The 23,278-nt window shown below is 64.5% G+C and carries 20 protein-coding genes and 2 tRNA genes; 4 read left to right on the top strand and 18 right to left on the bottom strand.

Annotated elements, in window-relative coordinates:
- Positions 1 to 61: 61 nt before the first annotated feature.
- The 9 genes from FSY59_RS12905 to modA form a co-directional block, all read right to left on the bottom strand.
- The gene (locus tag FSY59_RS12905; RefSeq protein ID WP_003051398.1) at positions 62 to 760 is read right to left on the bottom strand and encodes a DUF1266 domain-containing protein; all 699 of its coding nucleotides are present in this window, start codon (positions 758 to 760) and stop codon (positions 62 to 64) included.
- Complete coding sequence (locus tag FSY59_RS12900; protein ID WP_148729081.1) at positions 757 to 1,959, bottom strand: hypothetical protein; 1,203 nt, start codon at positions 1,957 to 1,959, stop codon at positions 757 to 759. Before FSY59_RS12900 ends, FSY59_RS12905 begins: the two co-directional genes overlap by 4 nt.
- Positions 1,941 to 4,253: a hypothetical protein gene (locus tag FSY59_RS12895; protein ID WP_148729080.1), complete on the bottom strand. Its 2,313-nt coding sequence runs from the start codon at positions 4,251 to 4,253 to the stop codon at positions 1,941 to 1,943. Before FSY59_RS12895 ends, FSY59_RS12900 begins: the two co-directional genes overlap by 19 nt.
- 187 nt (positions 4,254 to 4,440) lie before the next feature.
- The gene (gene miaB, locus FSY59_RS12890; RefSeq protein ID WP_003051406.1) at positions 4,441 to 5,769 is read right to left on the bottom strand and encodes a tRNA (N6-isopentenyl adenosine(37)-C2)-methylthiotransferase MiaB; all 1,329 of its coding nucleotides are present in this window, start codon (positions 5,767 to 5,769) and stop codon (positions 4,441 to 4,443) included.
- Positions 5,770 to 5,926: 157 nt separating this feature from the next.
- Positions 5,927 to 6,331 carry a hypothetical protein gene (locus FSY59_RS12885; RefSeq protein ID WP_003051409.1) on the bottom strand — a complete coding sequence of 135 codons (405 nt, stop codon included), beginning with the start codon at positions 6,329 to 6,331 and terminating at the stop codon, positions 5,927 to 5,929.
- A gap of 96 nt (positions 6,332 to 6,427) precedes the next feature.
- Complete coding sequence (gene fdhD / locus FSY59_RS12880; protein WP_043375129.1) at positions 6,428 to 7,291, bottom strand: formate dehydrogenase accessory sulfurtransferase FdhD; 864 nt, start codon at positions 7,289 to 7,291, stop codon at positions 6,428 to 6,430.
- Positions 7,292 to 7,348: 57 nt separating this feature from the next.
- Positions 7,349 to 8,434 (bottom strand): molybdenum ABC transporter ATP-binding protein, encoded by a 1,086-nt coding sequence (gene modC, locus FSY59_RS12875; protein WP_148729079.1) that lies wholly within the window; start codon positions 8,432 to 8,434, stop codon positions 7,349 to 7,351.
- Entirely contained in the window at positions 8,431 to 9,111 is a 681-nt protein-coding gene (gene modB, locus FSY59_RS12870) for a molybdate ABC transporter permease subunit (protein ID WP_003051416.1), read from the bottom strand. The genes modC and modB overlap by 4 nt, the downstream gene beginning before the upstream one ends.
- 183 nt (positions 9,112 to 9,294) lie before the next feature.
- Positions 9,295 to 10,101: a molybdate ABC transporter substrate-binding protein gene (gene modA / locus FSY59_RS12865; protein WP_019043002.1), complete on the bottom strand. Its 807-nt coding sequence runs from the start codon at positions 10,099 to 10,101 to the stop codon at positions 9,295 to 9,297.
- Positions 10,102 to 10,198: 97 nt separating this feature from the next.
- On the opposite strand from modA, the gene FSY59_RS12860 reads away from it, so the two are divergent.
- Complete coding sequence (locus FSY59_RS12860) at positions 10,199 to 11,071, top strand: TOBE domain-containing protein (RefSeq protein ID WP_043375126.1); 873 nt, start codon at positions 10,199 to 10,201, stop codon at positions 11,069 to 11,071.
- A gap of 165 nt (positions 11,072 to 11,236) precedes the next feature.
- Here FSY59_RS12860 and FSY59_RS12855 read toward each other — a convergent pair whose 3' ends face one another.
- Together FSY59_RS12855 and mdlC are read right to left on the bottom strand one after the other, a co-directional pair.
- Positions 11,237 to 12,238 carry a tripartite tricarboxylate transporter substrate binding protein gene (locus FSY59_RS12855; RefSeq protein ID WP_148729078.1) on the bottom strand — a complete coding sequence of 334 codons (1,002 nt, stop codon included), beginning with the start codon at positions 12,236 to 12,238 and terminating at the stop codon, positions 11,237 to 11,239.
- A 119-nt stretch (positions 12,239 to 12,357) separates the two neighbouring features.
- Complete coding sequence (mdlC, locus tag FSY59_RS12850; protein ID WP_148729077.1) at positions 12,358 to 13,971, bottom strand: benzoylformate decarboxylase; 1,614 nt, start codon at positions 13,969 to 13,971, stop codon at positions 12,358 to 12,360.
- A gap of 112 nt (positions 13,972 to 14,083) precedes the next feature.
- On the opposite strand from mdlC, the gene FSY59_RS12845 reads away from it, so the two are divergent.
- A complete protein-coding gene (locus tag FSY59_RS12845) occupies positions 14,084 to 14,989 on the top strand; it encodes a LysR family transcriptional regulator (RefSeq protein WP_003051432.1) in 906 nt (301 codons plus the stop codon).
- 151 nt (positions 14,990 to 15,140) lie between these two features.
- Here the strand turns inward: FSY59_RS12845 and FSY59_RS12840 are convergent, their stop codons facing one another.
- The 7 genes from FSY59_RS12840 to FSY59_RS12810 form a co-directional block, all read right to left on the bottom strand.
- Entirely contained in the window at positions 15,141 to 16,310 is a 1,170-nt protein-coding gene (locus FSY59_RS12840) for an MFS transporter (protein WP_003051435.1), read from the bottom strand.
- Positions 16,311 to 16,683: 373 nt separating this feature from the next.
- Positions 16,684 to 16,760: transfer RNA gene (locus FSY59_RS12835), tRNA-Met, on the bottom strand.
- Positions 16,761 to 16,888: 128 nt separating this feature from the next.
- Positions 16,889 to 16,965, bottom strand: a tRNA-Met gene (locus FSY59_RS12830).
- A 73-nt stretch (positions 16,966 to 17,038) separates the two neighbouring features.
- Positions 17,039 to 17,818, bottom strand: a complete 780-nt coding sequence (locus FSY59_RS12825) for an enoyl-CoA hydratase (RefSeq protein ID WP_003051437.1) — start codon at positions 17,816 to 17,818, stop codon at positions 17,039 to 17,041.
- A gap of 96 nt (positions 17,819 to 17,914) precedes the next feature.
- Complete coding sequence (locus tag FSY59_RS12820) at positions 17,915 to 19,732, bottom strand: M61 family metallopeptidase (RefSeq protein ID WP_148729076.1); 1,818 nt, start codon at positions 19,730 to 19,732, stop codon at positions 17,915 to 17,917.
- Positions 19,733 to 19,826: 94 nt separating this feature from the next.
- A complete protein-coding gene (locus FSY59_RS12815; protein WP_029158499.1) occupies positions 19,827 to 20,534 on the bottom strand; it encodes a DsbC family protein in 708 nt (235 codons plus the stop codon).
- 126 nt (positions 20,535 to 20,660) lie between these two features.
- The gene (locus tag FSY59_RS12810) at positions 20,661 to 21,788 is read right to left on the bottom strand and encodes an FAD-dependent monooxygenase (RefSeq protein WP_029158498.1); all 1,128 of its coding nucleotides are present in this window, start codon (positions 21,786 to 21,788) and stop codon (positions 20,661 to 20,663) included.
- A 163-nt stretch (positions 21,789 to 21,951) separates the two neighbouring features.
- Between FSY59_RS12810 and FSY59_RS12805 the strand changes: the two genes are divergently transcribed.
- Both FSY59_RS12805 and FSY59_RS12800 read left to right on the top strand, forming a co-directional pair.
- The gene (locus tag FSY59_RS12805; protein ID WP_148729075.1) at positions 21,952 to 22,839 is read left to right on the top strand and encodes an MOSC domain-containing protein; all 888 of its coding nucleotides are present in this window, start codon (positions 21,952 to 21,954) and stop codon (positions 22,837 to 22,839) included.
- Positions 22,840 to 22,949: 110 nt separating this feature from the next.
- The gene (locus FSY59_RS12800; protein WP_003051450.1) at positions 22,950 to 23,273 is read left to right on the top strand and encodes a hypothetical protein; all 324 of its coding nucleotides are present in this window, start codon (positions 22,950 to 22,952) and stop codon (positions 23,271 to 23,273) included.
- The last annotated feature ends 5 nt before the right edge of the window (positions 23,274 to 23,278 follow it).

The raw sequence follows: 23,278 nt of genomic DNA, 5'->3' as shown, positions 1-23,278 counted from the left end.
GGCGCGCGGCGGATGCGAAAAGGGACTGCCTGGCAGTCCCTTTTTTACCTGCGTTGTCAGCCTATGCCGCGGGCGCTGCAGCCCCATCGCCGCTCAGGGGCAGATCCCAGCGCATCGCATGCCAGGGGTGCTGCTCCTGCGTCACCCATTGGGCCACCTCTTCGCTTGTGAAGGCCTTGCCCAGCACATCGCTGCGCCCCTGCGCCAGCCATTGGGTGCGGCCCTGGGCATAGGCCTGGCCGAAGGCCAGCCAGCTGTCGAAGCATTGCTGGGCGCGCTGGGCATTGAGCTGCAGGATGTCCCAGTGCAGGGCTTCGTCCACCCAGTCCAGCAGCCTGGCGCTGCGCACAAAAAAGGTCACGCGCGCGCAGGCAAACGCCATGGCGGCGCGCGCATCGTCGCTGCGCTGCAGGCGCTGCAGATCCAGCATGAACCAGCGCTGGCGCATGGCATCGGGCAGCTGCTGGCGCACCTGTTCGTCGCTGAGGTCGGTGCGCAGGCCCAGGTGGTGCAGGATCATGGGGCGCAGCTGTTTGGCCAGTGCATCGTCGGCGCCATGCAGATCGCTGGCAAAGCCGCCCTGCATGGCGTGGTAGGCCATGGGGTGGGCCAGGGCCAGGGCCCAGTTGCGTTCCTGGCTGCCGGCCTGGTAGCTGATGAGGTCGCCGCGCTGCTTGGCCTCCTTGAGGCGCTTGAAGCCGCCGCGCAGCACCCAGAAAATCAGGGCCACGACAAGCAGGAGAATCGTCCATGCGTTCATGAGCGCACTCCTGAGCGGCCAGGGCGCTTTCTGGCCATCAGCAAGGTCTGCTGCAGCGCGGCGGATTTGGGCATGCGCTCGATGACTTCGCTGTCCAGCGAGTCCTTGCGTGCAGCCACCATCCACTGCATCAGCGGCGACTGCAGATTGAGCTGCGGCAGCAGTGCGGGGTGCTGCTGCATCAGCCACAGCTGCTCGGCGTCGGTCTGCAACTCCTGCACCGAGCACCAGGGCGCCAGCCCCGGATGGGACTTCAGCACCTCGGGCGGGCGGCGCACAATGCCCATGGACAGCGCGTCCTCGGGCACCTCGTCATTGAGCGGCAGATGGTTGAGCAAGGTCACCACATCGGGCATATAGCGCGCGATCGGCGGCCGGTTCTGCTTGCCCTTGATCTGCTCGATCTGCAGCTTGCCGTCCTTTTGCACATAGGCGTTGACGGTGATGCGCGGCTGGGCCGTGCCCGTGCGGTAGCTGAACAGCCGCATGCGCCCCGATTCCAGGCCCTCGGCGTAATGCTCGCCATAGCCGCCGCTGAAGGACTTGCGGTTGGCGAACTGGCCCACGCAGTGGCCCATCATCTGGCTCTCATAGGCCATTTCCTGGCGCACCTGCGCACTTGTGGCGTCGAACTCCACGAACGTGCCGTGCTGGCCGCGCAGCAGCCCGTGCACGGCGCCCGAGCTGTGCTCGACACGGCCGCTGCTCTGCTTTTTCTCGAAGGCCAGATGCTCCAGCGTCCAGCGCGCCAGCGCCTGAGGGCAGTTCACGCGCTGCAGCTTGCCTTCGAGCGAAGTGCCCTTACGGGTGGAGAGAAATTCCACCAGTCGCGTCTCCAGCGCCAGCAGGGCTGCGCTGTCGGGCTGCACCCACCAGAGCTCGGGCAGCTCGAAGCCGGCCTGTCTGCGCTCCAGGCGCTCCAGCGCCCAGGCTGGCGGCTGCTGGCGGCCCGTCAGCTCCTGCAACTGCTGGATATCGCCAATGCGCAGCACGGCCGGCTCGTCGGCCTGCAGATTGCCCACCACATGGCGGTAGAAGTGATTGCCCAGCCAGGCCGCGACCTCGGCCGCGTCGCCGCGCTCGGCGCTGCGTTCCTTGATGCGCTGCTTGATGGCCGGCGCGTTGACCACATCGCGCGCCTTGTAGGCGCTGGCGGCAGCGGTTTTCTCTATGACCTGATTCACCAGAATTTCCACCATGGCTTGCGACCCGCTGCTGCAGCTCCGGCCTGGGCATCGCGCTCGGCCAGCTTGCGCTCGGCACGCTCGATGCCGGACTGCGACATGCGCCGCTCGTCTTCGTCGTCGTCCTGGTCCAGATAGCTGTTGGCCTGCTTGTGCAGCGCCACGGACTCTTCCAGAAGCTCGGGATAGGCTTCCAGCGCACAGGCCAGGCGGCGCAGTGGATAGCAGTCCTGCAGCGCAACGATCTCCTGCTGATGTGTGCGCAGACGCGGCAGCACCAGCTCGGGGCGCGTGCTCGAGAAAAAGTCCAGCATGGACATCAGGGACGCCAGGTAGTTACGTCGCACCCCGCGCTGCTCGTCCTCGTCGAGGTCGTGGAACCACTGGTCCAGACGCTCCATCCAGATGCTGATCTCGTCGTCGCGGTCGAGCTTGTAGAGCGACAGTGCGACGGTGGAGAAATAGCGCGTGGGCTCATGACGGCTGTAGCCATGCTCCTGGGCGAAATGCCAGAGGCGCTCGGCCTCGACCACGGTCTGCGCGTCGTCGTCTTTGCCCACGGCACACCACAGCAGGCCGTTGTGGTGCTCGGCAAACGGGCTGCTGCCCAGCCCCTTGTGGTGCAGCTCGGCGGCCTCGTCGTAGCGGTCCATGAAGCGGTACTTGATGGCCAGGTTGTTGCACAGCATGGAGTAGACATGCAGGTCGGCGTCCTTGAAGCGGCCCTGGCCGCTGGTCCAGAAGTGCTCGAAGCGGGCCAGGCCCTGCTCGTAGTAGCGCACCACCAGAGGCTCGCGCACCTCCTGTGCCGGCACCTTCTTCTTGCCGCCCATCAGCGGCGCCAGATCGTCGGCATCGTCCAGGACCACGCCGGCGGCATAGCACCAGTGCGCGCCATGGGCGTCGGGGAAGGGCCTGGCCAGCGCTTCTTCCAGCGGCAGTGCGGCAAAGCGCGCCGCCCAGAGCGTGGGCAGCTTGTCGCTGTCGGCCATCTCGGGATGCTGGCCCACGCCGATTTCCAGCAGCGGCAGGGCCTGTTCCATCTGGCGCTTGCGTGCCAGACGCAGGCCGTCGAGCAAGGCCAGCACCGGATGGGCTGGCTGGGCCGCACGCACCATGTTCAGATAGAAATCCGCCGGGTGCAGCGGCATCTCCTCCTGCGCGAGCAGCTGGCGCATGTCCTCGTCGGCCTGGGCGATGGCCAGAACCAGGGCCCAGGTGATGGCGTTGGCCGGGTCGTTGCTGAACTGCTTCTTGGCCAGCTCGAAGGCGGCGACGGCCGAGACGGGACGCGCGTGAAGCACGCTCTCCAGCGCCAGATCGGCGGCTTGCTTCAAGCGGCCGGTCTGCTCCAGCCAGCCCAGCCAGGAGGCGGTGAAGGGATCGCCCGAATCATCCGTCAGGCCGAAGTGTCCCTGAGGGGCCAGCTGCAGGGCCGCTTCCAGCTGACCGGCCTGCGCGCAGGCCTGGGCCTGCAGCCGCAGGATCTTGACCTGGCGATGTGCCTTGACGGCCTGCGAAGGCGGGGGATTTTCCAGGACGCCGAGCTGCTGCTCGCAGGCCATGAGCAAGGCCGGCAGGCTTTGCGGAGCCAGCGGCAGCACATGATCGGCCAGCGTCATCCAGCGATCAAAGTCCACCTGCTGGTCGGGGGCGGCATCGCGCAGCAGGTTGATGGCGTTCTGCACCAGGCTGGCAGCCTCGCTGACGTGGCCGCCTTTGTGGGCCATTTCCGCCTTGCGAACGCAGACGATGGCATCGAGGTAGGCCGCATCTTCGGCCAGATCGGGATTGCGGCGCTCCTGGCCGCGTTGCAGCTCAAGCCCGGTGGCTGCTGCATCCCAGGCCTGCAGCTCCGAGGCCATCCAGTGCCAGCCATACCAGTAGTTGTCGCTGTCCACGGCTTCGGGCAGTCGGGCAATGGCCAGCGCTGCCGATCCCAGCAGGGCGCGCGCGGAGGGCTGGTCAAAGCCCATGCGGCTCTGGATGTCGCTGAGGTTCAGGCGCAGCATTGCTTCGGCAGGAATCAGCTCGTCGGCGCCGGAAAGGACGGCAGCGCGATGCTGCTGCAGCAAGGTGTTGGCCGCTTCGGGCTGATCAAGGTACAGCCAGAAGTCGTGCACGCGCTCGAGTTCCTGCACGGTGGCCGGGGCAAAGTTCTGCTGACCCATCAATTCCACCGCCGCCGCGATGCGGTCCTGACGGCTGATGCTGCCGGGCTTGTCGTCGTTGTAGTCGTTCAGTAGCTCATGGGCTTGATCCAGCAGGGCGTAGATGGCGTCGCCTTGCAGTGCAGCAGTTTGGTTCATGGTGTACAGAGTTCAATCCGAGGCAGCTTGGCCCCAATAGGCCACCATCCTAGCTGCGGATTGCAAGGGCGTGTGCCATCCGGCAAGGCATGACTATTTGTTACAAAATTTATAGCCAGTCATGAAAAAAGCCTGCGCGGCATGGCCGGCAGGCTTTTGGTAGATGAGGCCAGGGAATGTCGGGCCATCAATCCTTGAGCAGCACTTCGCCGCGCAAGGTGTAAGCCTTGGCTTCGGTAATCTTCACATCCACCATCTGGCCGATCAGGCGTGCGTTGCCGGGGAAGTTGACCACGCGGTTGCAATAGGTGCGGCCCATCAGTTCGCTGCCGTCACGCTTGCTCACGCCCTCGATCAGCAGGCGCTGCACGGTGCCGACACGCTCCTCGCTGATCTCCTTGATGTGGCTGTTGATCACGGCCTGCAGCTCCTGCAGGCGGCGCAGCTTGACCTCGTGCGGCGTGTCGTCGTGCAGATTGGCCGCAGGCGTGCCGGGGCGGGGGCTGAAGATGAAGCTGAACGAGTTGTCGAAGCGCACATCGTGGATGAGCTTCATCATCTTCTGGAAGTCTTCCTCGGTCTCGCCGGGAAAGCCCACGATGAAGTCGCTGCTCATGGCCAGATCGGGACGGATGGCACGCAGCTTGCGGATGGTGCTCTTGTATTCCATGGCCGTGTAGCCGCGTTTCATGGCCATGAGAATCTTGTCGCTGCCATGCTGCACGGGCAGGTGCAGGTGGCTGACCAGCTGCGGAATCCTGGCGTAGGCCTCGATCAGGCGCGGCGTGAATTCGTTGGGATGGCTGGTGGTGTAGCGGATGCGCTCGATGCCGGGAATCTCGGCCACGTATTCCAGCAGCAGGGCGAAGTCGGCCATCTCGCTGGTGTCGCCCATCTTGCCCAGGTAGGCGTTGACGTTCTGGCCCAGCAGCGTGATTTCCTTCACGCCCTGCTCGGCCAGGCCCGCGACTTCCACCAGCACGTCCTCGAACGGGCGGCTGACTTCCTCGCCGCGCGTATAGGGCACGACGCAGTAGCTGCAGTACTTGGAGCAGCCTTCCATGATGGAGACAAAGGCCGAAGCGCCTTCCACGCGTGCCGGTGGCAGGTGGTCGAACTTCTCGATTTCGGGAAAGGAGATATCGACCTGGGGCTTGGCCTTGGCTGCACGCTGATTGAGCAACTCGGGCAGGCGGTGCAGGGTCTGGGGGCCGAAGACCACGTCCACGAATGGAGCGCGTTTGATGATCTCGGCGCCTTCCTGGCTGGCCACGCAGCCGCCCACGCCGATCAGCACGCCTTTTTCCTTGAGATGGCGGATGCGGCCCAGATCGCTGAACACTTTTTCCTGGGCCTTCTCGCGCACCGAGCAGGTGTTGAACAGGATCAGATCGGCCTCGTCCACGTTCTGCGTGGGCTCGTAACCCTGGGCCGCACCCAGCACATCGGCCATCTTGTCCGAGTCGTACTCGTTCATCTGGCAGCCAAAGGTTTTGATAAAGACTTTCTTGCTCATGGGGCGCTCTTGTCAGGTGGGCCTGCAGTGTCTGCAAGCACAAAGTGATAGCGGCTGGCGCCTGCCATCACTGGGTTTCAATGGGTAAATGAATTGAGGTGCTTGCAGAAAAAGCGCAAGCAGCTCTTTAAACAATAGCGGTCGGCGCGGGCCGAACTCAGCTGCCGAAAACGCGCTGCAGCAGGGTGCGCGGCTGAATCGGCTTGTATTTCTCGATCTCGGCAGGGGTCAGAATCCAGGCCGTGTGCAGACCCTGGGTCTGTGGCTCGATCACGTAGCCCACCAGCATCTTCTGGCCTGCATAGTTGCTGGCAAACACAATGCTGCGCTCGCGGCTGAACAGGCGAAAGCCCGGCGTGGTGCGGATCGCCGTGCCGTTGATGGCCACTTCGGGGAAGTTGGTCACCGTCAGCTCGCCGAACTGGGCCGTCGGCGGGAAGTTGCGCGTCTCGTCCGAGGGCAGGCCCTGGGCCAGGGCCGGCAGGGCGGCGCCGGCGACGGCTGCCAGCAGCGCGCAGGCCGCGCAGCGGCGGCTGATGAGGTCGGTGGTGCAGCGGTTCATGGTGTATATCCAGGGGCTGATCGTGGGGCGGTCAGAGCTGGAGTCATGGCCGCAATGCCGTGATTCTAGAGGCTGGCGCTTGGCAGCAGGGCTTGCTCAGGCTTTGCCGCCCGCGGCATAGAGCACGGCCCGCGGCGGGCGGCACAGTCCCCAGAAGCGCAGGCCGGTCAGTTCCGCCATGCGCACGCCCATGTCCGTGGGTGCCGAAATCGTGGCCAGGGCGGCGATGCCGACCTTGGCGCATTTGCGCACCAGCTCATGGCTGCCGCGGCTTGACAGCAGTACAAAGCCGGGCTCGCCGAGGCGGCCCGTGCGCGACAGCCGGCCGACCAGCTTGTCCAGCGCATTGTGGCGGCCCACGTCTTCCAGCACGTCCGTGATGTCGCCCGCCAGCGTAGCCCAGCCTGCGGCATGGATGGCGCCGGCCTCGGCATTCAGGATCTGGTGCGGGGCCAGGGCGCCGATCGCCTTGAGCACGGTGGCGGCGTCGACCTGCTCCAGCCAGTCCTGGGGCGGCAGGGCCTCAAACGACAGATCCAGCGCCGCAAAGCTCTCCACTCCGCAGACGCCGCAGCCCGTGCGGCCCGTCATGCTGCGGCGCCTGTCCTTGAGTCGCGCAAAGCAGCGCGAGGCGATGTCGAGCTGCACTTCCATGCCGTCCATGCCTTCGGGCAGGCCGGCCGCGGCGGCAGATATGGCGCGGGCTTCGATGCCGTAGCAGTCTGCAGCGCTGTCGATGATGCCTTCGGTCAGCGCAAAGCCGAGGGCAAAGTCCTCCACATCGGTGGGTGAGCCCATCATCACCGCATGCGAGATGCCGTTGAAGACCAGTGCGATCGGCACCTCGGCCGCCAGCACACGTTCCTGCCGCTCCTGCTGCCCGGCGTTGAAGAAGCGCACGGCACGGGTGTGCAGCGGTGCGATCGGCTGGGCCGGGATGGGGCAGGAGGACTCGGTCATGGGCTGATGATAGTCAGCAGGCGCATCCCTTGCCGGCAAGGGGCGGATGCGCTGCGCTCAGTCCAGCAGCGCCATGCCCTTGATCTGGGCAAACACCGGCATGCCGGTCTGCAGCTGCAAGGCCCGGGCCGAGTGCTGGGTGATTCTGGCCAGCAGCCGCGTGCCGCCCGCCTGCAGCGAGACCATGACCTGGCCCGGCCCGTCCTCGCGCAGGTCCAGCACCTGCACCGGCAGGATATTGAGAATGCTGCTGCCTTCGGGCCTGAGCAGACTGAGGCTGACATCGCGCGCCTGCACGCGCAGCGGCACCGTGCTGCCGGGCTCGCGCGGGCGGGCCATGACGAGTTGCAGCCGGCCTCCGTCAAAGACCAGGGTGCTCAGATGATCGGCGGCGTCATGGTCATGCACCGTGGCATGCACCACGCTGGAGGCCACGTCGCCATGGGCCAGTGGCAGATCGAGGCTGGACAGCAGCTCGGTGACGGAGCCCTGCGCCAGCACCTTGCCCGCACCGAGCAGCACCATGTGCTGGGCCAGGCGTGCGACCTCGTCCATGGAGTGGCTGACGTAGATGACGGGAATCTGCAGATGACGCTGCAGCTGCTCCAGATAGGGCAGGACTTCGGCCTTGCGCTGGGCGTCGAGCGCAGCCAGCGGTTCGTCCATGAGCAGCACTTCGGGGCTGGTGGCCAGCGCTCTTGCAATCGCCACGCGCTGGCGCTCGCCGCCCGAGAGCGTGGCGGGCATGCGCTCCATCAGATGGGCAATGCCCAGAAGTTCGACGGCTCTTTCCCTGGAGACCTTGCGGCGTTCCTGCGGCGTGCGCCTGAGACCGTAATCGATATTGCGCTGCACCGACAGATGCGGGAACAGGCTGGCCTCCTGGAACACATAGCCGAGCGCGCGCTGGTGCGTGGGCAGCCATTGCCGGCCGGCATCGTCCTGCCATACGGTCTGATTGACGGTGACGCGGCCTTGCGCGCGCTCCAGTCCGGCCAGGCTGCGCAGGCAGGTGGTCTTGCCGCAGCCCGAGTGGCCGAACAATGCCGTCACCCCGTGGCCGGGAAGCTGCAGATCCACATCGAGTGCAAAGTCCGGCCGGGTCAGCTTGAGCTGGGCAGTGATGAAGTGGGCAGCGGTCATGCGCGGCGCTCCGCTTTGGGTTGCAACCAGTTCAGGGCCAGCAGCACGATGAAGGAGAACACCACCATGCCGGCTGCCAGCAGATGGGCGTGGCCGTATTCCATGGCTTCCACATGGTCGTAAATCTGTACCGAGACCACGCGCGTGACGCCGGGGATATTGCCGCCCAGCATCAGCACCACGCCGAACTCGCCCACGGTGTGGGCAAAGGTCAGCACGGCAGCGGTGATGAAGCCGGGCCGCGCCAGCGGCAGGGCCACGGTCAGAAAGCGGTCCAGCGGACTGGCGCCCAGGCTGGCCGCCGCCTCCATGGGGCGCGGTCCCAGGGCTTCGAACGCGCGCTGCAGAGGTTGCACGGTGAATGGCATGGAGTAGATCAGCGAGCCCACCACCAGGCCGGCAAAGGTGAACGGCAGATTGCCCAGGCCCATGGCCTGCGTGAGCTTGCCTATGGGCCCGTTGGGGCCCATGGTGACCAGCAGATAGAACCCGATGACGGTGGGCGGCAGCACCAGCGGCAGCGCCACGACTGCACCAATCGGGCCGCGCCAGCGCGAACGGGTATGGGCCAGCCACCAGGCCAGCGGCGTGCACAGCAGCATGAGCAGCACGGTGGTCACGCCCGCAAGCTTGAGCGTGAGCCAGATGGCTGCGTAGTCTTCGGCATTCAGTTGCATGGAATCAAAAACAGGACTTGCGCAAACAAGGGGGCGCAACGGACATTTCCATCGACCCAACGCCCTGACCGACCCGAATTTGCGCAGTCGTAAAAAAAGACCCCTGGAGCGCCCAGCTTAGCCGAGCAGCGCCAAGGGTAGAGCGGAACAGTTTGCGCTAAATCGGCTCTAGGTGGGTCAGCGTCAGAAGCTATAGCCGTAGGAGCGGATGATGTCGTGTGCCTTGGGGCTGCGCAGGTACTTCATCAAAGCCGTGGCGGCCTCGTTGTCCTTGGCGCCGTTGAGCACGATGGCGTCCTGGCGGATGGGTTCATGCATGTTGCCGGGCACCTGCCATGCCGAACCTTCGCGGATCTTGCCATTCTCCATGACCTGGGACAGGGCCACGAAACCCAGTTGCGCATTGCCGGTGGCTGCGAACTGATAGGTCTGGGCAATGTTCTCGCCCATCACCACCTTGGGCTGCACCTGTGCGCTCAGGCCGAGCTTGTTCAGCACTTCCATGGCCGCCGTGCCATAAGGCGCCAGCTTGGGGTTGGCGATCGCGATGTGCTTGTAGTCGCCGGTCTTGAGCACTTCGCCCTTGTCGTCCACATAACCGGCCTTGGGGCTCCACAGCACCAGTGTGCCGATGGCATAGGTAAAGCGCGAATCGGCCACGCCCTTGCCTTCCTTGGCCAGCTTCTCGGGCGTGGTGTCGTCGGCGGCCAGCAGAATGCCGAACGGCGCGCCGTTGTTGATCTGGGCGTAGAACTTGCCGGTGGCGCCAAAAGACAGCTCGGCCTTGTGGCCGGTGTCCTTTTCGAACTCGGTTGCAATCTTCTTCATGGGCGCGGTGAAGTTGGCCGCCACGGCGACCGTCACTTCGGCCGCCTGTGCCTGCGCCGACCACAGGCCCAGCACGGCCGAACTGGTCATGGTCGCGATCACGGCCGCAGAGCGAGCCAGCTGAAAGGAGAAACCGGTGGGGCGGGCAGTGATCTGAGTCATTGAGATTTCGCTATTCATTGTTGGAATAGCGAGTGTAGCGTGAATGAACAACTGAGGTCGAGCGAGGAAATTGGCTGTCAGGGCATGATGGCGGTCTATGTCTGACACAGAAAATCTCGAACAAGAACAACTGGATATGCCCGGCGACGAGGCCAGCCAGGGTGGCGCGCTATCGTCCGATTCGGTCTCCCAGGCGCTGGGCTACGACATGGCCGATCGCCGCATCGCCATCCTGCGTGGCATTGCGCACAGTGGCTCGATCTCCCAGGCCGCACGGGATGTGGGCGTGAGCTACAAGGCGGCCTGGCAGGCCATCGATACCCTGACCAATCTGGCCGGCGTGCCGCTGGTCGAGCGCAGCGTGGGCGGCGCCGGTGGCGGTGGTGCGCAGATCACGCCGGCGGGCGAGGAGCTGCTGCATGCTGCCGAGGCCATGATGCGCCTGCGCAGCGAATTGCTGCAGCGCATGCAGGCCGGCACGCCCGGTGGTGGCCAGCCCAATCTGGGCCTGATGACCAGCATGCGCAATCAGTGGCCCTGCAGCGTGCTCAAGGTCGAGTCCATAGGCGGGCAGATCCGTGTCTGGCTGCGGGCCGCAAGCGATGCGGGCTCGGACTGGACGATTGCCGCGCGCATCACGCCCGAAAGCTATGAGCTGCTGGGTCTGGCACCCGGCGTGCAGGTGCTGGCGCTGTGCAAGGCCACGGCGGTCAAGGTCTGGCTGGGGCAGGAGCGGCCCGCAGCGGCCTCGCAGCCCATCAATATCTGGCCGGCCGTGGTGCAGCGCGCGACCTATGGCGCAGCCACGGTGACCGAAGAAAGCCTGGCCAGCGACGAGGCCATCTGCCGCCTGGGCTGGGGCGCGCAGATCGTGGGCTTTGCGCCGGCCATGAGCGGGCTGGTGGCCAATGACCATGTCTGGCTGGAGGTGGCCGAGTCTGCGGTGGTGGTGGCGGTGGCATCCCACTGAACACGACTTGTGTCCCGTCGGGCCGGCTCTGGTGTCCGCCGATGGGCATGCCTCTTGTGCATGCAGGTCTGTGCAAGAGGGGTAAAAAAGGCCGCCGGTCCTTGCGGACGGGCGGCCCAAAGGGAGTGTTCGGGCAACCGGACTCCCGCATTGAGTCGAAATTCTCTAGTCCACCTTCAACCCGATTTCCTTGATCAGCGGAGCGAAGCGAGCGCGCTCCTTGGCGTGATGGTCCACGAAATCCTGGCGGCTCATGCGAGGCTCGGGCGTCGAGCCCAGGCCTTGCAGCACCTCGATCACGTTCTTCTGCTCCAGGGCCTTGAGCACGGCGGCGCGCACGGCCTCCACCACGGGTGCCGGAGTGCCGGTGGGAGCGTAGATGCCGAACAGCGTGTCGGCATCAAAGCCGGGCAGGCCGCTTTCGGCCAGCGTGGGGACCTTGGGGTACAGAGGAGAGCGCTGCGGGCTGCCGATGGCCAGCAGCTTGAGCTTGCCGGCCTCCACCTGCTTGAGGCCGGGACCCGGATCGAACCAGTACTGCAACTGGCCGCTGAGCACATCGGTCAGGGCCGGGCCGGCACCCTTGTAGGGGATATGGCTGGCATCGACCCTGGCTGCGCGCTTGAACATCTCGCCGGCCAGATGGGGCGAGCTGCCGGGGCCGGGCGAGCCATAGGAGAGCTTGCCGGGGTTGGCCTGCAGGTGCTTGATGAAGTCCTGCACATTGCTCACGGGCAGGCTGGGATTGGTTTCCAGAAACACATGAACGCGTGCCACGGCGGCCACGGGGATCAGGTCTTTTTCGGGATTGAAGGGCAGCTTGCTGTAGATCAGCGGATTGATGCTGATGCCGCCGCCGCTGCTCAGCAGCAGCGTGTAGCCATCCTTGGCCGAGCGCACGGTTTCGCCGATGCCGATATTGCCGTTGGCCCCAGGCTTGTTGTCCACCACCACGGATTGGCCGAGCACCTGGCTCATGGTGGGGGAAATCGCGCGTCCCATCACATCGGCGGCACCGCCGGGGGCGAAGTTCACGATCAGGCGGATGGGGCGATCCGGCCATTTGTCGGAGGCCGAGGCGGTGGTGGCAAAGGCGCCGCAGAGCAGGGCTGGAAGAGCAGCCAGGCCCAGACGGCGCAGGCGATTGATGACAGGCTTTGAGGCCATGGTTTTTTGTCTCCTGTTTGGGTTCTGTTTGTGAGTGTTGCCATGCCCGCTGGGGGCATGGCGAGAAAGCCGTCTTCGCCCCCAGAGAAGGCAAGGCGCAAAGCGGCTCGGGAAAGCGGTCAGGCCACCTCGACTTCCACCACGATGGGGCGTGGATGGGCAATGGCCTGCTCGAGCACCTGAGCCAGTTCGGCGGCGTTCTCGACATGCACACCGTCGCAGCCATGACCCCTGGCCATGGCCACAAAGTCGATATCGGGCAGTTCCGTGCCTTCGACCTTTTCGCCGTCGCGGTAGCCAAACACCTTGGAGAAATCCTGCAGTGCCGCATAGCGGCGGTTCTTGAGGATCACAAAGGTGATGGGCAGGCGCAGATTGGCGGCACTCCACAGGGCCTGAATCGCATACATCGCCGAGCCGTCGCCGATGACGGCGATCACCTTTTTTTCGGGCTTGGCCATGGCCACGCCGACCGCGGCGGGCATGCTGTGGCCCAGGCCGCCGCTGCACATGGTGAAGAAGGTCTCACTGTGGAAGATGGGCAGATGGGTCTGAATCGTGGGGCGCGAACTGGGGGCTTCCTCCACGATGATGCTTTGCGGATCACGCACGCTGGCCAGAGTGTGAATGGCATAGGCCACCGACATGCGTTCGCCGGCCGCAGGGGCTGCGGGAGTGGCCGGTGCGGGCTTGCGCGCCGGGGCGGGGCGCTCGGCGATGCGGGGGCGCTCGAGCAACTCCTGCACGCCCAGGCGGATATTGCCCACGGCCGCCGTGCCCACGGGGGCCCAGGCAGCAATGGCGGGATCGTCAATCAGTTGAAACAGCTCGGAGCCAACGGGGATGAAGGGGCCCGCGCCTTCGACGTGATAGGTGAAGGCGGCTGCGCCCAGCGCAAAAATCTTGTCGTGGCTGCCCAGCAGCTCCACGATGCGCTCGCGCATGGCAGGCAGAAAGCCGGCGAACAGGGGGTGATCCTCGGGGAAGCTGCAGCGCCCGCTCATGGGGGCCACGAAAACGCGGGCCTGATGGCGCTCGGCCAGCGCCACGACCGCATCCCAGGCCTGGCCGCGATCCACGGCAGCACCGACCACAAAGGCCGGGGAGCGGGACGCATCCAGCGCCTCGCCGATGGCGCTCAGCGTCTGCGGATTGGGGCGGGTCTCGAAGCCCACATGGCGCAGCGTGACAGGCTCGCAGGGCTTGTCCCAGTCGTCCGCGGGAATCGAGACGAACACTGGGCCGCGCGGCTCCTGCATGGCGATGTAGTAGGCACGGGCCAGTGCCTGGGGCACGTCCTCGGCGCGGGCCGGCTCGCAACTCCATTTCACATAGGGCTTGGGTAGCTCGGCGGCATCGCGCGAGTGCAGAAACGGGTCGAACTGCAGCAGCGAGCGCGCCTGCTGGCCGGCCGTGATGATCATGGGCGTGCGGTTCTTGAAGGCCGTGAAGATATTGGCCATGGCGTGGCCGACACCGGCGGCGGAGTGCAGATTCACAAAGCTGGCATTGCGCGTGGCCTGGGCATAGCCATCGGCCATGCCCACGACCACGGCCTCCTGCAGGCCCAGCTCATAGGAGAAATCCTCGGGGTAGTCGCGAAACAGCGGCAGCTCTGTCGAGCCGGGGTTGCCAAAGATGCGGGTCATGCCCAGCTCGCGCAGCATGGCGATGACGGCGTGGCGAACGGTGTAGCTATCGGACGGGGTGGCGACTTGAGGCGTGACTTGCACAGTAGGTTTCCTTGATCTGGCCGCTCTTCGTGGGGTGGAGCGCTTCAGGCCTATCTTGCATGGCGGCATAATTTCCAGCAATTGAATAAAGCATCTAAGAGATATTCGTTTTATGGATATATCGGGCCTGGACCTCAATCTGCTGCGTGTTTTCGATGCGGTGTTTCGCCATGGCAGCGTCAGCCGTGCTTCGCAGGAGCTGGGCCTGTCCCAGCCCGCCGCCAGCCAGGCGGTGACGCGGCTGCGCCAGTTGCTGGGCGACCCGCTGTTCGAGCGCATGCATGGCGGCGTGCGCCCCACGCCGCGTGCCGAGCGGCTGGCGCAGGCGGTGAGGACGGCGCTGGCAACCTTGGAAGTGGCTCTGGCGGAGGCGCACACCTTCGACCCCTTGCAGGCGAATCAGTGCTTTCGCATTCACCTCAGCGATATCGGCGAAGCGCGCTTCCTGCCGCCGCTGATGCAGGCCCTGCGCGGGCGGGCACCCCATGTGCAGCTGGAAACCCTGCCCATGCCCATGGGCGAGATTGCCGATGCGCTGGACCGCGGCTCGCTGGATATCGCGATAGGCTTTCTGCCCGGTGTGACGGGCACGCAGCAGAAGGTGCTGCTGTCCGACCACTACGCGCTATTGCTGCGCCGGGGACATCCGGTGCTCAGGGGCCTGAAGTCCCAGAAGCTGGATGCCGAGCATTTGCGCGGTCTCGACTATGTGGCCGTGCGCTCGCACTCCGAGACACTGCGCATTCTGCGCAAGCTCGAGCTGCAGGATCAGGTGCGCCTGTCGGCGGCCCACTTCATGGCCGTGCCCTCCATCGTGCAGCAGACGGATCTGGCCGTCATCATGCCTGCCGAGATTGCCGAAACCTTTGAGGCACAGGGCGGCTATGTGGTGCTGCAGGCCGATCTGCCCGAGAGTGCCTTCGATGTGTCGCTGCACTGGAGCTGGCGCTTTGCCCGGGAGCCCGCAAACCAATGGCTGCGGGAGCTGGTCAGCGAAGTGTTCCGGCAGCGCAGATAGAGTGCCCGGCTCATCAGAAGCCCCCGCGCTTATTCTCGCGCTGGACATTCCGAGGGAGCCGCTTGTGGCCTGGGGACGTCCCGTCAGTCATGAAAAAAGCGCCAGGCTTTTCAGGCTCTGGCGCTTTGCAGGATTGCGATGGCAGCGATTCTTACTGAAGTTCCTTGCCCTTGAGCTCAGGAATCAGAAACACCGTGGCCAGCATGTCCAGCACATAGATGGCGGCCAGCAGCGCAATCGCCACCTGGAAGGAGTAGGCCATGGCCAGCGCACCGATGACGACCGGGCCCAGGCCGCCGACGGCGCGGCCGATGTTGAACAGCACGTTCTGTGCCGTGGCGCGGGCTTCGGTGGGATAGGCTTCGCTGATGACGGCACCATAGCCGCCCATCATGCCGTTGACACACAGGCCCATGATGGCTCCCACCCACAGCATGGCCGTGGCATCGGTGAGCTGGGAATAGGCCAGCACCGAGATCACGGAACCGACCTGGAAGATCAGGAAAGTGGGCTTGCGGCCGATGCGGTCGGCCAGCTGGCCGAAGACCCAGATACCCAGCGACATGCCGATGATGGTGACGGCCGTCCACACCGACGACTTGGTCAGGCTGAAGCCCATCTGCTTGGACAGAAAGCTGGGCATCCAGATCATGATGCCGTAGTAGCCGAAGTTCTGCACCGAGGTCAGCACGATCACGCCCAGGCTGATCTTGCGCGTGGCCTTGTCCTTCATCAGCAGCTTCAGGCATTGCATGGCCGAGGGCTGCTCCTTCTTGCTGCGCGCCACGAACACTTCGGGCTCATGCAGCTTGTTGCGGATGACCCAGGCCACGACAGCGGGAATCACGCCGACCAGAAACATGCCGCGCCAGCCGATGGAAGGAAGCAGCAGCGGGGTCAGCATGGCTGCGCCCAGCACGCCCAGCTGCCAGCCCAGTGCCACATAGGACGAGACGCGTGCGCGATGGCGTGCGGGCCAGGCTTCGGCGGCCAGGGCCATGCCGATGCCGAACTCTCCCCCCAGGCCGATGCCGGCAATGGTGCGGTAGATCAGCAGGTCCCAATAGCCTTGTGCGAAAGCACACAGGCCGGTAAAGACGGCAAACAGCACAATCGTCCAGGTCAGCACACGGATGCGACCGTACTTGTCGCTGAGCATGCCGAAGACGATGCCGCCGAAGACGGCGCCGATCAAGGTCCAGGTCACGAGAGAGCCAGCCTGGCCGGGCGTGAGGTTCAGGTCCTTGGAGATGGCCGAGAGCATGAAGCCCAGAATCAGCAGGTCAAAGCCGTCCATGGCGTAGCCGACGGCCGAGCCCATGAGTGCTTTCCAGCTGTATCCGTTGACTTCTGTTGGAGCGGCGGGCGCGGCTATGCCTGCCACGGCGCCTGTGGTTTGTGTGGTCACGGGAGAGTCCTTGAGCGAAGACGGACTTCGGGTGCCTGCAGGCCGGCTTTTGCAGAAAAAAGCAGGCCTTCGCTGGGCGCAAGACCAGCGCGCGGGCACGCAGCGTGCGTGCGGCATCCTTGAGGTGCAACGGGCACGAAAAAGTCCTTGAAGGGGAGTTTGAGCGGCTGGAGCATGGCGGCGCGATCTGCGCTGATTTCTGCAGGGCAGAAAGGGCAGTGCGGCGCCATGTCGCCTCTGTAAAAAGCGAAAAGCCCCAGCTGCGTGAGCAACTGGGGCCTGGATTTGGTGGTCGTAGCGGGACTCGAACCTGCGACATCAGCATTATGAATGCTGCGCTCTAACCAACTGAGCTATACGACCGACAGCCCGCAATTGTATAGGAAGAAATGGCCTTGGCAGCCAAGCTGGGAATTTTTGTGCGCAGACCGCAGAGAGCGTTGCGGCAAAGAAAAAACCGCAGTGCTTTTGCAAGCACTGCGGTTCCTGTCTGGTGGTCGTAGCGGGACTCGAACCTGCGACATCAGCATTATGAATGCTGCGCTCTAACCAACTGAGCTATACGACCGAAGACAGCGATTATATGCAAAAAATGGCTGCTTCAATCGGTTCTCTGAAATTTCTTGCGAAAAATCTGCGGATTACTGGTGGGTGAAGTTGGCGGGGCGCTTGTTCACGAAGGCGTCCATGCCTTCCTTCTGGTCCTGGGTGGCAAACAGGGCGTGGAACAGGCGGCGCTCAAACATCACGCCGTCGGACAGTCCGCTTTCGAAGGCGCGGTTCACGGACTCCTTGGCTGCCATCACGGCCAGCTGGGAGAAGCCGCTGATGATGATGGCGGCGCCCAGTGTCTCTTCCATGAGCTTGTCAAAAGGCACGACGCGGCTGACCAGGCCGGCACGCTCAGCTTCCGTGGCGTCCATCATGCGGGCCGTCAGTGCCATGTCCATGGCCTTGGCCTTGCCCACGGCACGCGGCAGGCGCTGCGTGCCTCCGGCGCCGGGAATCACGCCCAGCTTGATTTCGGGCTGGCCGAACTTGGCATTGTCGGCGGCGATGATGAAGTCGCACATCATTGCCAACTCGCAGCCACCGCCCAGGGCAAAGCCGCTGACGGCGGCAATCACGGGCTTGCGGATGCTGCGAATGGTTTCCCAGTTGCGCGTGATGTAGTCGCCGCCATAGGCGTCGGCAAAGCTGTACTTGGCCATGGCTCCGATATCGGCACCGGCGGCAAAAGCACGTTCGCTGCCGGTGATGATCATGCAGCCAATGCTTTTGTCGGCATCGAACTTCCTGAGCGCATCGCCCAGTTCGTCCATGAGCTGGTCGTTCAGGGCATTGAGCTGCTTGGGACGGTTCAGCGTGATGATGCCGACTTTTTCCGCTTCCACGCGGACTTCGATGGTTTCGTAGGCCAAGTTTGTCTCCTGCTAAAGAATGAATCGCTGCTGCCAAGAATAACCGCTGAGTCTGGCTGCCGGCTGTCGCGCAGCAGCGCCACCTGGGGGGGCGGTTCAGGCCGCAATGCCCGTCAGCCAGCGCTCTGCGGCGGCCTTGTCGCTGATTTCAAGCCCCAGATTGCTGATGGGGCTGGCGCTATCTGCATCCTCGCTGGCGGCTTTGGCGAGCAGGCCGTCCAGGTTCAGCGTCAGCTGCAGAATCTGCTGGTCGCGTGTCACCCAGGCGGTGAGCTGATCGGCTCCGGCCGCGTAAAGCAACACATCGTCGAGCTTGCTGATGCGCCAGCGCTGGCCATTGACGTCAACGGCCAGCCACTCGTCTGCGGCCATCATGCCGGCCTGTTCGGCCGCACCGCCGCGCAGCACGGTCTTGATCTGCACGCTGTGGTTTTCCTGCACCCGCAGACCCAGCTTCTGGGCCAGTTGTGCAGGCTCGGCCTTGCTTTTGATTCCATGCGTGGCCAGCAGCTCGCGCAGTGGCAGCTCGCCGGTGGAGTGCACCCAGGTCTGCAGCTGTCCGGCAATGTCGGGGTTGCCCACTTCGCTGACCACGGCCAGCACATCGGCTTCGCTGATGGGGCCGCCCGCGCTTTGACGCCACAGGCCGCGCATCACATCGTCCAGGCTGCTCGTGCCATTGGCGCGCAGGGCCAAGTCCAGGCACAGAGCGACCAGCGAGCCCTTGGTGTAGTAGCTGACCGTGTGATTGGCGGTGTTCTCGTCCTGGCGGTAATACTTGACCCAGGCATCGAAGCTGGCCTCGGCCACGGATTGCACCAGGCGGCCCGGTGTCTGCAGCACCTGGTTGATGGTGCGCGTGACGAGCTTGAGGTACTGGCTGTTGTCCAGCAGTCCGGCACGGCGCAGGAACAGATCGTCGTAGTAGCTGGTAAAGCCTTCGAAGAACCACAGCAGCTCGGTGTAGTTCTCCTGCTCGTAGTCGTAGCGGGCCAGTTCGGCCGGGCGCAGGCGCTTGACGTTCCAGGTGTGGAAGTACTCGTGGCTGATCAGGCCCAGCAAGGTGTTATAGCCTTCGCCAGCCTTGGCCTCGCCCTTGCGCGGCAGATCGCGGCGGCCGCAGATCAGCGCCGTGCTGTTGCAGTGCTCGAGGCCGCCATAGTTGTCATCCACCACATTGAGCATGAAGACATAGCGGTCCATGGGCGGCTGGCTGCCGTCGGCATGCCAGAAGGCGATCTCGGCTTCGCAGATCTTTTTCGTATCGGCCAGCAGGCGCTCGCCATCAAAGCTGGGCGCGGCACCGGCGACGACAAATTCATGGGGCACGCCGCCGGCCTCAAAGCTGCCGCGCCAGAACCGGCCCATTTCGACGGGGCAGTCCACCAGCTCGTCATAGTGGGCGGCCTGGTAGAGGCCGAAGCCGTTGGCGTCGACCTGTGCCGGCTTCAGGCCGGTGGCCGCCTGCCAGTCCTCGGTGGCGGGGCTGCCAAGCAGCTCCAGCGCATGGGGGTGCTCTTCCTGCCCATGCACGCGCAGGCACAGGCTGGTGCCGTTGAAAAAACCGCGGCGGCGATCCAGCCAGGCCGTGCGCACCGAGGTGTCATAGGCGCAAACTTGATAGCTGACAACGCACGCTGCATCTGCATTGCAGACAATTTTCCACTGATTTTTGCTGAGTTGCAGAACGGCCACGGGCTGGTCGTTCTGCACGGCTCTCAAGCCTTGCAGGTTCTTGGAGAACTCGCGCACCAGATAGCTGCCAGGAATCCACACCGGCAGCGACAGCAACTGCTGCGCGGCGGGCCGGGCGATATGCAGCTGCACATCGAAAAGATGGGCGTCCACCGCGTTGGCCTGCACGACGAAGCGGATGTCGGGGCGAATGCCGGATGTGTTGGGGACAGAGGTCATGGCAGCTCCAGAAATGCGGGCCGGAGCATGCGAACCTAGCGCAGCGCGCCTGAAACTGCATCAGGTGCGCGCTGCTCCGGCAAAGAGACAGAGATTACTTGGCGGCGGCCAGGTGCTTTTCGACCTCGGCTGCCGAGATGGCGCCGGGCACACGCACATTGTTGGAGAAGATCACGGTGGGGGTGCCGGTGATCTTGTACTTGCGGCCGAAAGCCAGATTGCGCTGGATGGCGGCAGGGTCGCACTGGGCGGCAGCCGCATTCTTGCTGTTCAGCATCTGATCCTGCCAGGCCTTGGCCTGATCCTTGGCGCACCAGATATTGCGCGACTTCTCGGCCGAGTCCGGGCTCAGGATGGGGTAGAGGAAGAGGTAGATGGTGACGTTGTCCACGCTCTGCAGGTCTTTTTCGAAGCGCTTGCAGTAGCCACAGTTCGGGTCTTCAAACACGGCCATCTTGCGCTCGCCCTTGCCATGCACGATGGTGATGGCGTCCTTGATGGGCAGCTGTTTGAAGTCCACGGCCGTGAGCTGGGTCATGCGGTCTTCGGTCAGGTTGCGGCGCGCCTTGGTGTCGATCAGCTCGCCCTGAATCAGATAGTTGCCCTTGGCATCGGTGTAGAAGATGTCCGTGCCCACGCGTACCTCGTACAGGCCGCTCATGGGGGTGGAGCGCACCTCGTCGATTTTCTCGAGCTGGGGAATGCGCTCGGTCAGCGTCTTCTTGAGGTTGGCGTCCTGGGCGTGCACGCTCAGGCCGAAGGTCAGGCTGGCGGTGGCCAGCAGGAAGGCAACAAGTTTCATGGATGGTGTCTTGGCTGCAGCAGGCTGCAGCGTGAAAGGATAGAAGTCGGCTGCCATCCACGGTACATGGATGGCAGGTCTGTTGCTTGGAGTGCGGGTCGCGCCAAGGGTTCCCCGAGCAGTTTCTCAGAGCAGGCCCATGGCCTGCCTGGCCATCCAGGACTTGAGCGGACCGCTGCGCTCGAAGCCCTTCATGCCCCAGTTGCGCAGCATCTGCACCGGCACTTCGGGGCGGGCAAACAGCTGCTGCAGCCCGTCCATGGCCAGACCCATGGGGGCCAGGGCCGCCTTGCGCTCGCGCTCGTACTGGCGCAGCAGCTTCAGATCGGCGGGGCTGCGCCAGTAGTCGCGCTCCTGCAGGACGCGCGCCAGCGCCTGCACATCGCCCAGGCCCAGGTTCAGACCCTGGCCGGCCAGCGGATGGACGTTATGGGCGGCGTCTCCTGCCAGCACCCAGCTTTGCTGGCTGTTCCTGTCCAGCGGTCCGCACCAGCGGTCGGCCACGGCCTGCTGCAGGGGCCAGGTGGCACGCTCGGCCACCAGCTCCAGCTGGCCCAGTGCATCCTGGCTGATGGACTGCAGGCGGGTGGTGAAGCTCTCTTCGTCGCTTGCCAGCCAGTCGGGCACCAGCGAGTGTTCCAGCGACCAGACCACGGCCACTTCATGACCCTCGGCCCCGCCCAAAGGCAGAAAGGCCAGAATCCCTTCGGGTGTGAACCACTGGCGTGCAATGCCTCCATGGGGCAGCTCGCAGCGCAGGCGTGTGGCAATTGCGTGCTGGGAATAGGGAGTGACGGAGAACTCCACGCCGAATTCGCTGCGTGAGCTGCTGTGACGGCCTTCGCAGACGGCGGTGAGGGCGGCCTCCACGGGTTCCGCGACGATTTCCACCTGAGGCTGATAGCGCACGGCCTCGGCCAGGCGCTGCTCCAGCGCAGGCACGTCGACGATCCAGGCCAGGGCCTGCACGTCCTGGGAAGCTGCATTGAACTGAACCTGGCCGTCGAGATCGCCAAACACCTGCATGCCGAGCACGGGCGTCGCATCCTGCTCGTCGGGCCAGCAGCGCAGCGATTGCAGCACGGTCCTGGAGCTGGCATTGAGCGCATAGGCACGCACATCCCTGTGCTGCGGGGATCGAGGCTGCGGAGGCACCACCAGCGCGACACGCAGACGCTCACGCGCCAGCAACAGAGCCAAGGTCCGGCCCGCAATGCCGGCTCCACGAATACATACATCAAAGGTTTGCGCCATGTCCGGCATTGTAGGAGGCGCGGACAGGGCCTGCGCTCAGAGCGGAAACCTCAGGCCGGTTGACCGCCGGTTGCGGGCGACTATGTTGTTGATAGCGGCCTGCGGATGTCAGGCAAGGGATTGGCCGCAAAATGATGAAGAATCCGTAATCGAAGGAGATGTGATGACCGACTCCAGCTATGACGTGCAGGGCAGGATTGCCGAGCTGTGGATCTACCCTGTCAAATCCTGTGCCGGCATTGCCCTGTCCAGGGCCAGGCTTTCGCGCCATGGCCTGCAATGGGACAGGCACTGGATGGTGGTGGATGCGAATGGAGTTTTTTTGACCCAGCGCAGTCATCCGCGCATGGCACTGATCCGCCCCGAGATTACGGATGCGTATTTGCTGCTGCATTTTCCGGGCATGGACAGCCTGCAGATTCCCTTGGAGCTGCAGGGCGGCCAATGCCGCGTTCGGGTCTGGAAGGACACGGTCGATGCCTGGGATCTCGGTGCATGGGCGCAGCACGCGCGCAGCTGGCTGAGCCAGGTGCTGGCCGAGGATTGCCGCCTGGTGCGCTTCGATGCTTCCCGGCCGCGCCGGGCCAGCGAGCGCTGGGTGGGCGATGGCGATGCCCCGGTGCACTTTGCCGATGGCTACCCCTTGCTGCTGCTCAGCCAGTCGGCCGTGGACGATCTCAACCAGCGACTCACGCTGGCCGGCGAAGCCGCCGTCGATGCGCGGCGCTTTCGTCCGAATATCGTGATTGCCGATATAGAAGCCCACGATGAAGACCGCGTGGAGCAGCTGGATCTGCAGGAGCTGCCCGGCCTGAGCCTGAAACCCTGCAAGCCCTGTACGCGCTGCCCGATTCCCGATGTGGACCCCGATACCGCCGTGCCCGGGACTGCTGTGGGAGATTCAATTTCCGGTTACCGTCAGGACCCGCGTGTGGATGGTGCTATTACTTTCGGCATGAATGCGATGGTGCTGGGCCTGTCCGATGCCGCCGGTTCAGGGGCTGAACTGGCTGTGGGTCAGCAGCTGGCGGGCCATCTGCGCTTTGATTGAGGGTGGCGCAGGTCTTTGTCTTTCAAGGACTTGGGGCATCCCTGTAATAGGGATGCCGCCGAAGCAGTGTCCAATAGGGTCATTGGCAGCAGCAACGAGGGGAGGGTAGCATGGCTGAATTCAAGTCTGGCGATTTCGTGGTTCTCACCGGCGGCAGCGCCTTTGCCGGAAAGATCGCCCGTCTGACGTTTCGTACGCCTGACGGCGACTTCCGCCTGCCGGACGGCCATGGTCATATAGGCTGCGAGGCTGGAGACTGGGTGCTGGAGTTTGCCCAGAAGGTGCCGGCCCTGATGCGCGGCTGCCAGACCCCCTGCATGACCAAGTATCTGTGCCGCTCGCAGTCCCAGTTCCGAAGGCTGCAAGAGACCGCAGGGCTGGAGCAGCTGTTTGGCCCCATGCGTACTTGCTCGCCGGCGGTGAGCGCAAGCTGATTCGG

It is taken from the genome of Comamonas sp. Z3 (assembly GCF_008121565.1).
Taxonomy (GTDB): domain Bacteria; phylum Pseudomonadota; class Gammaproteobacteria; order Burkholderiales; family Burkholderiaceae_C; genus Comamonas; species Comamonas brasiliensis.
The sequence above is the reverse complement of the archived record's forward strand: the minus strand, read 5'-3'. Positions and strand labels throughout refer to the sequence as shown.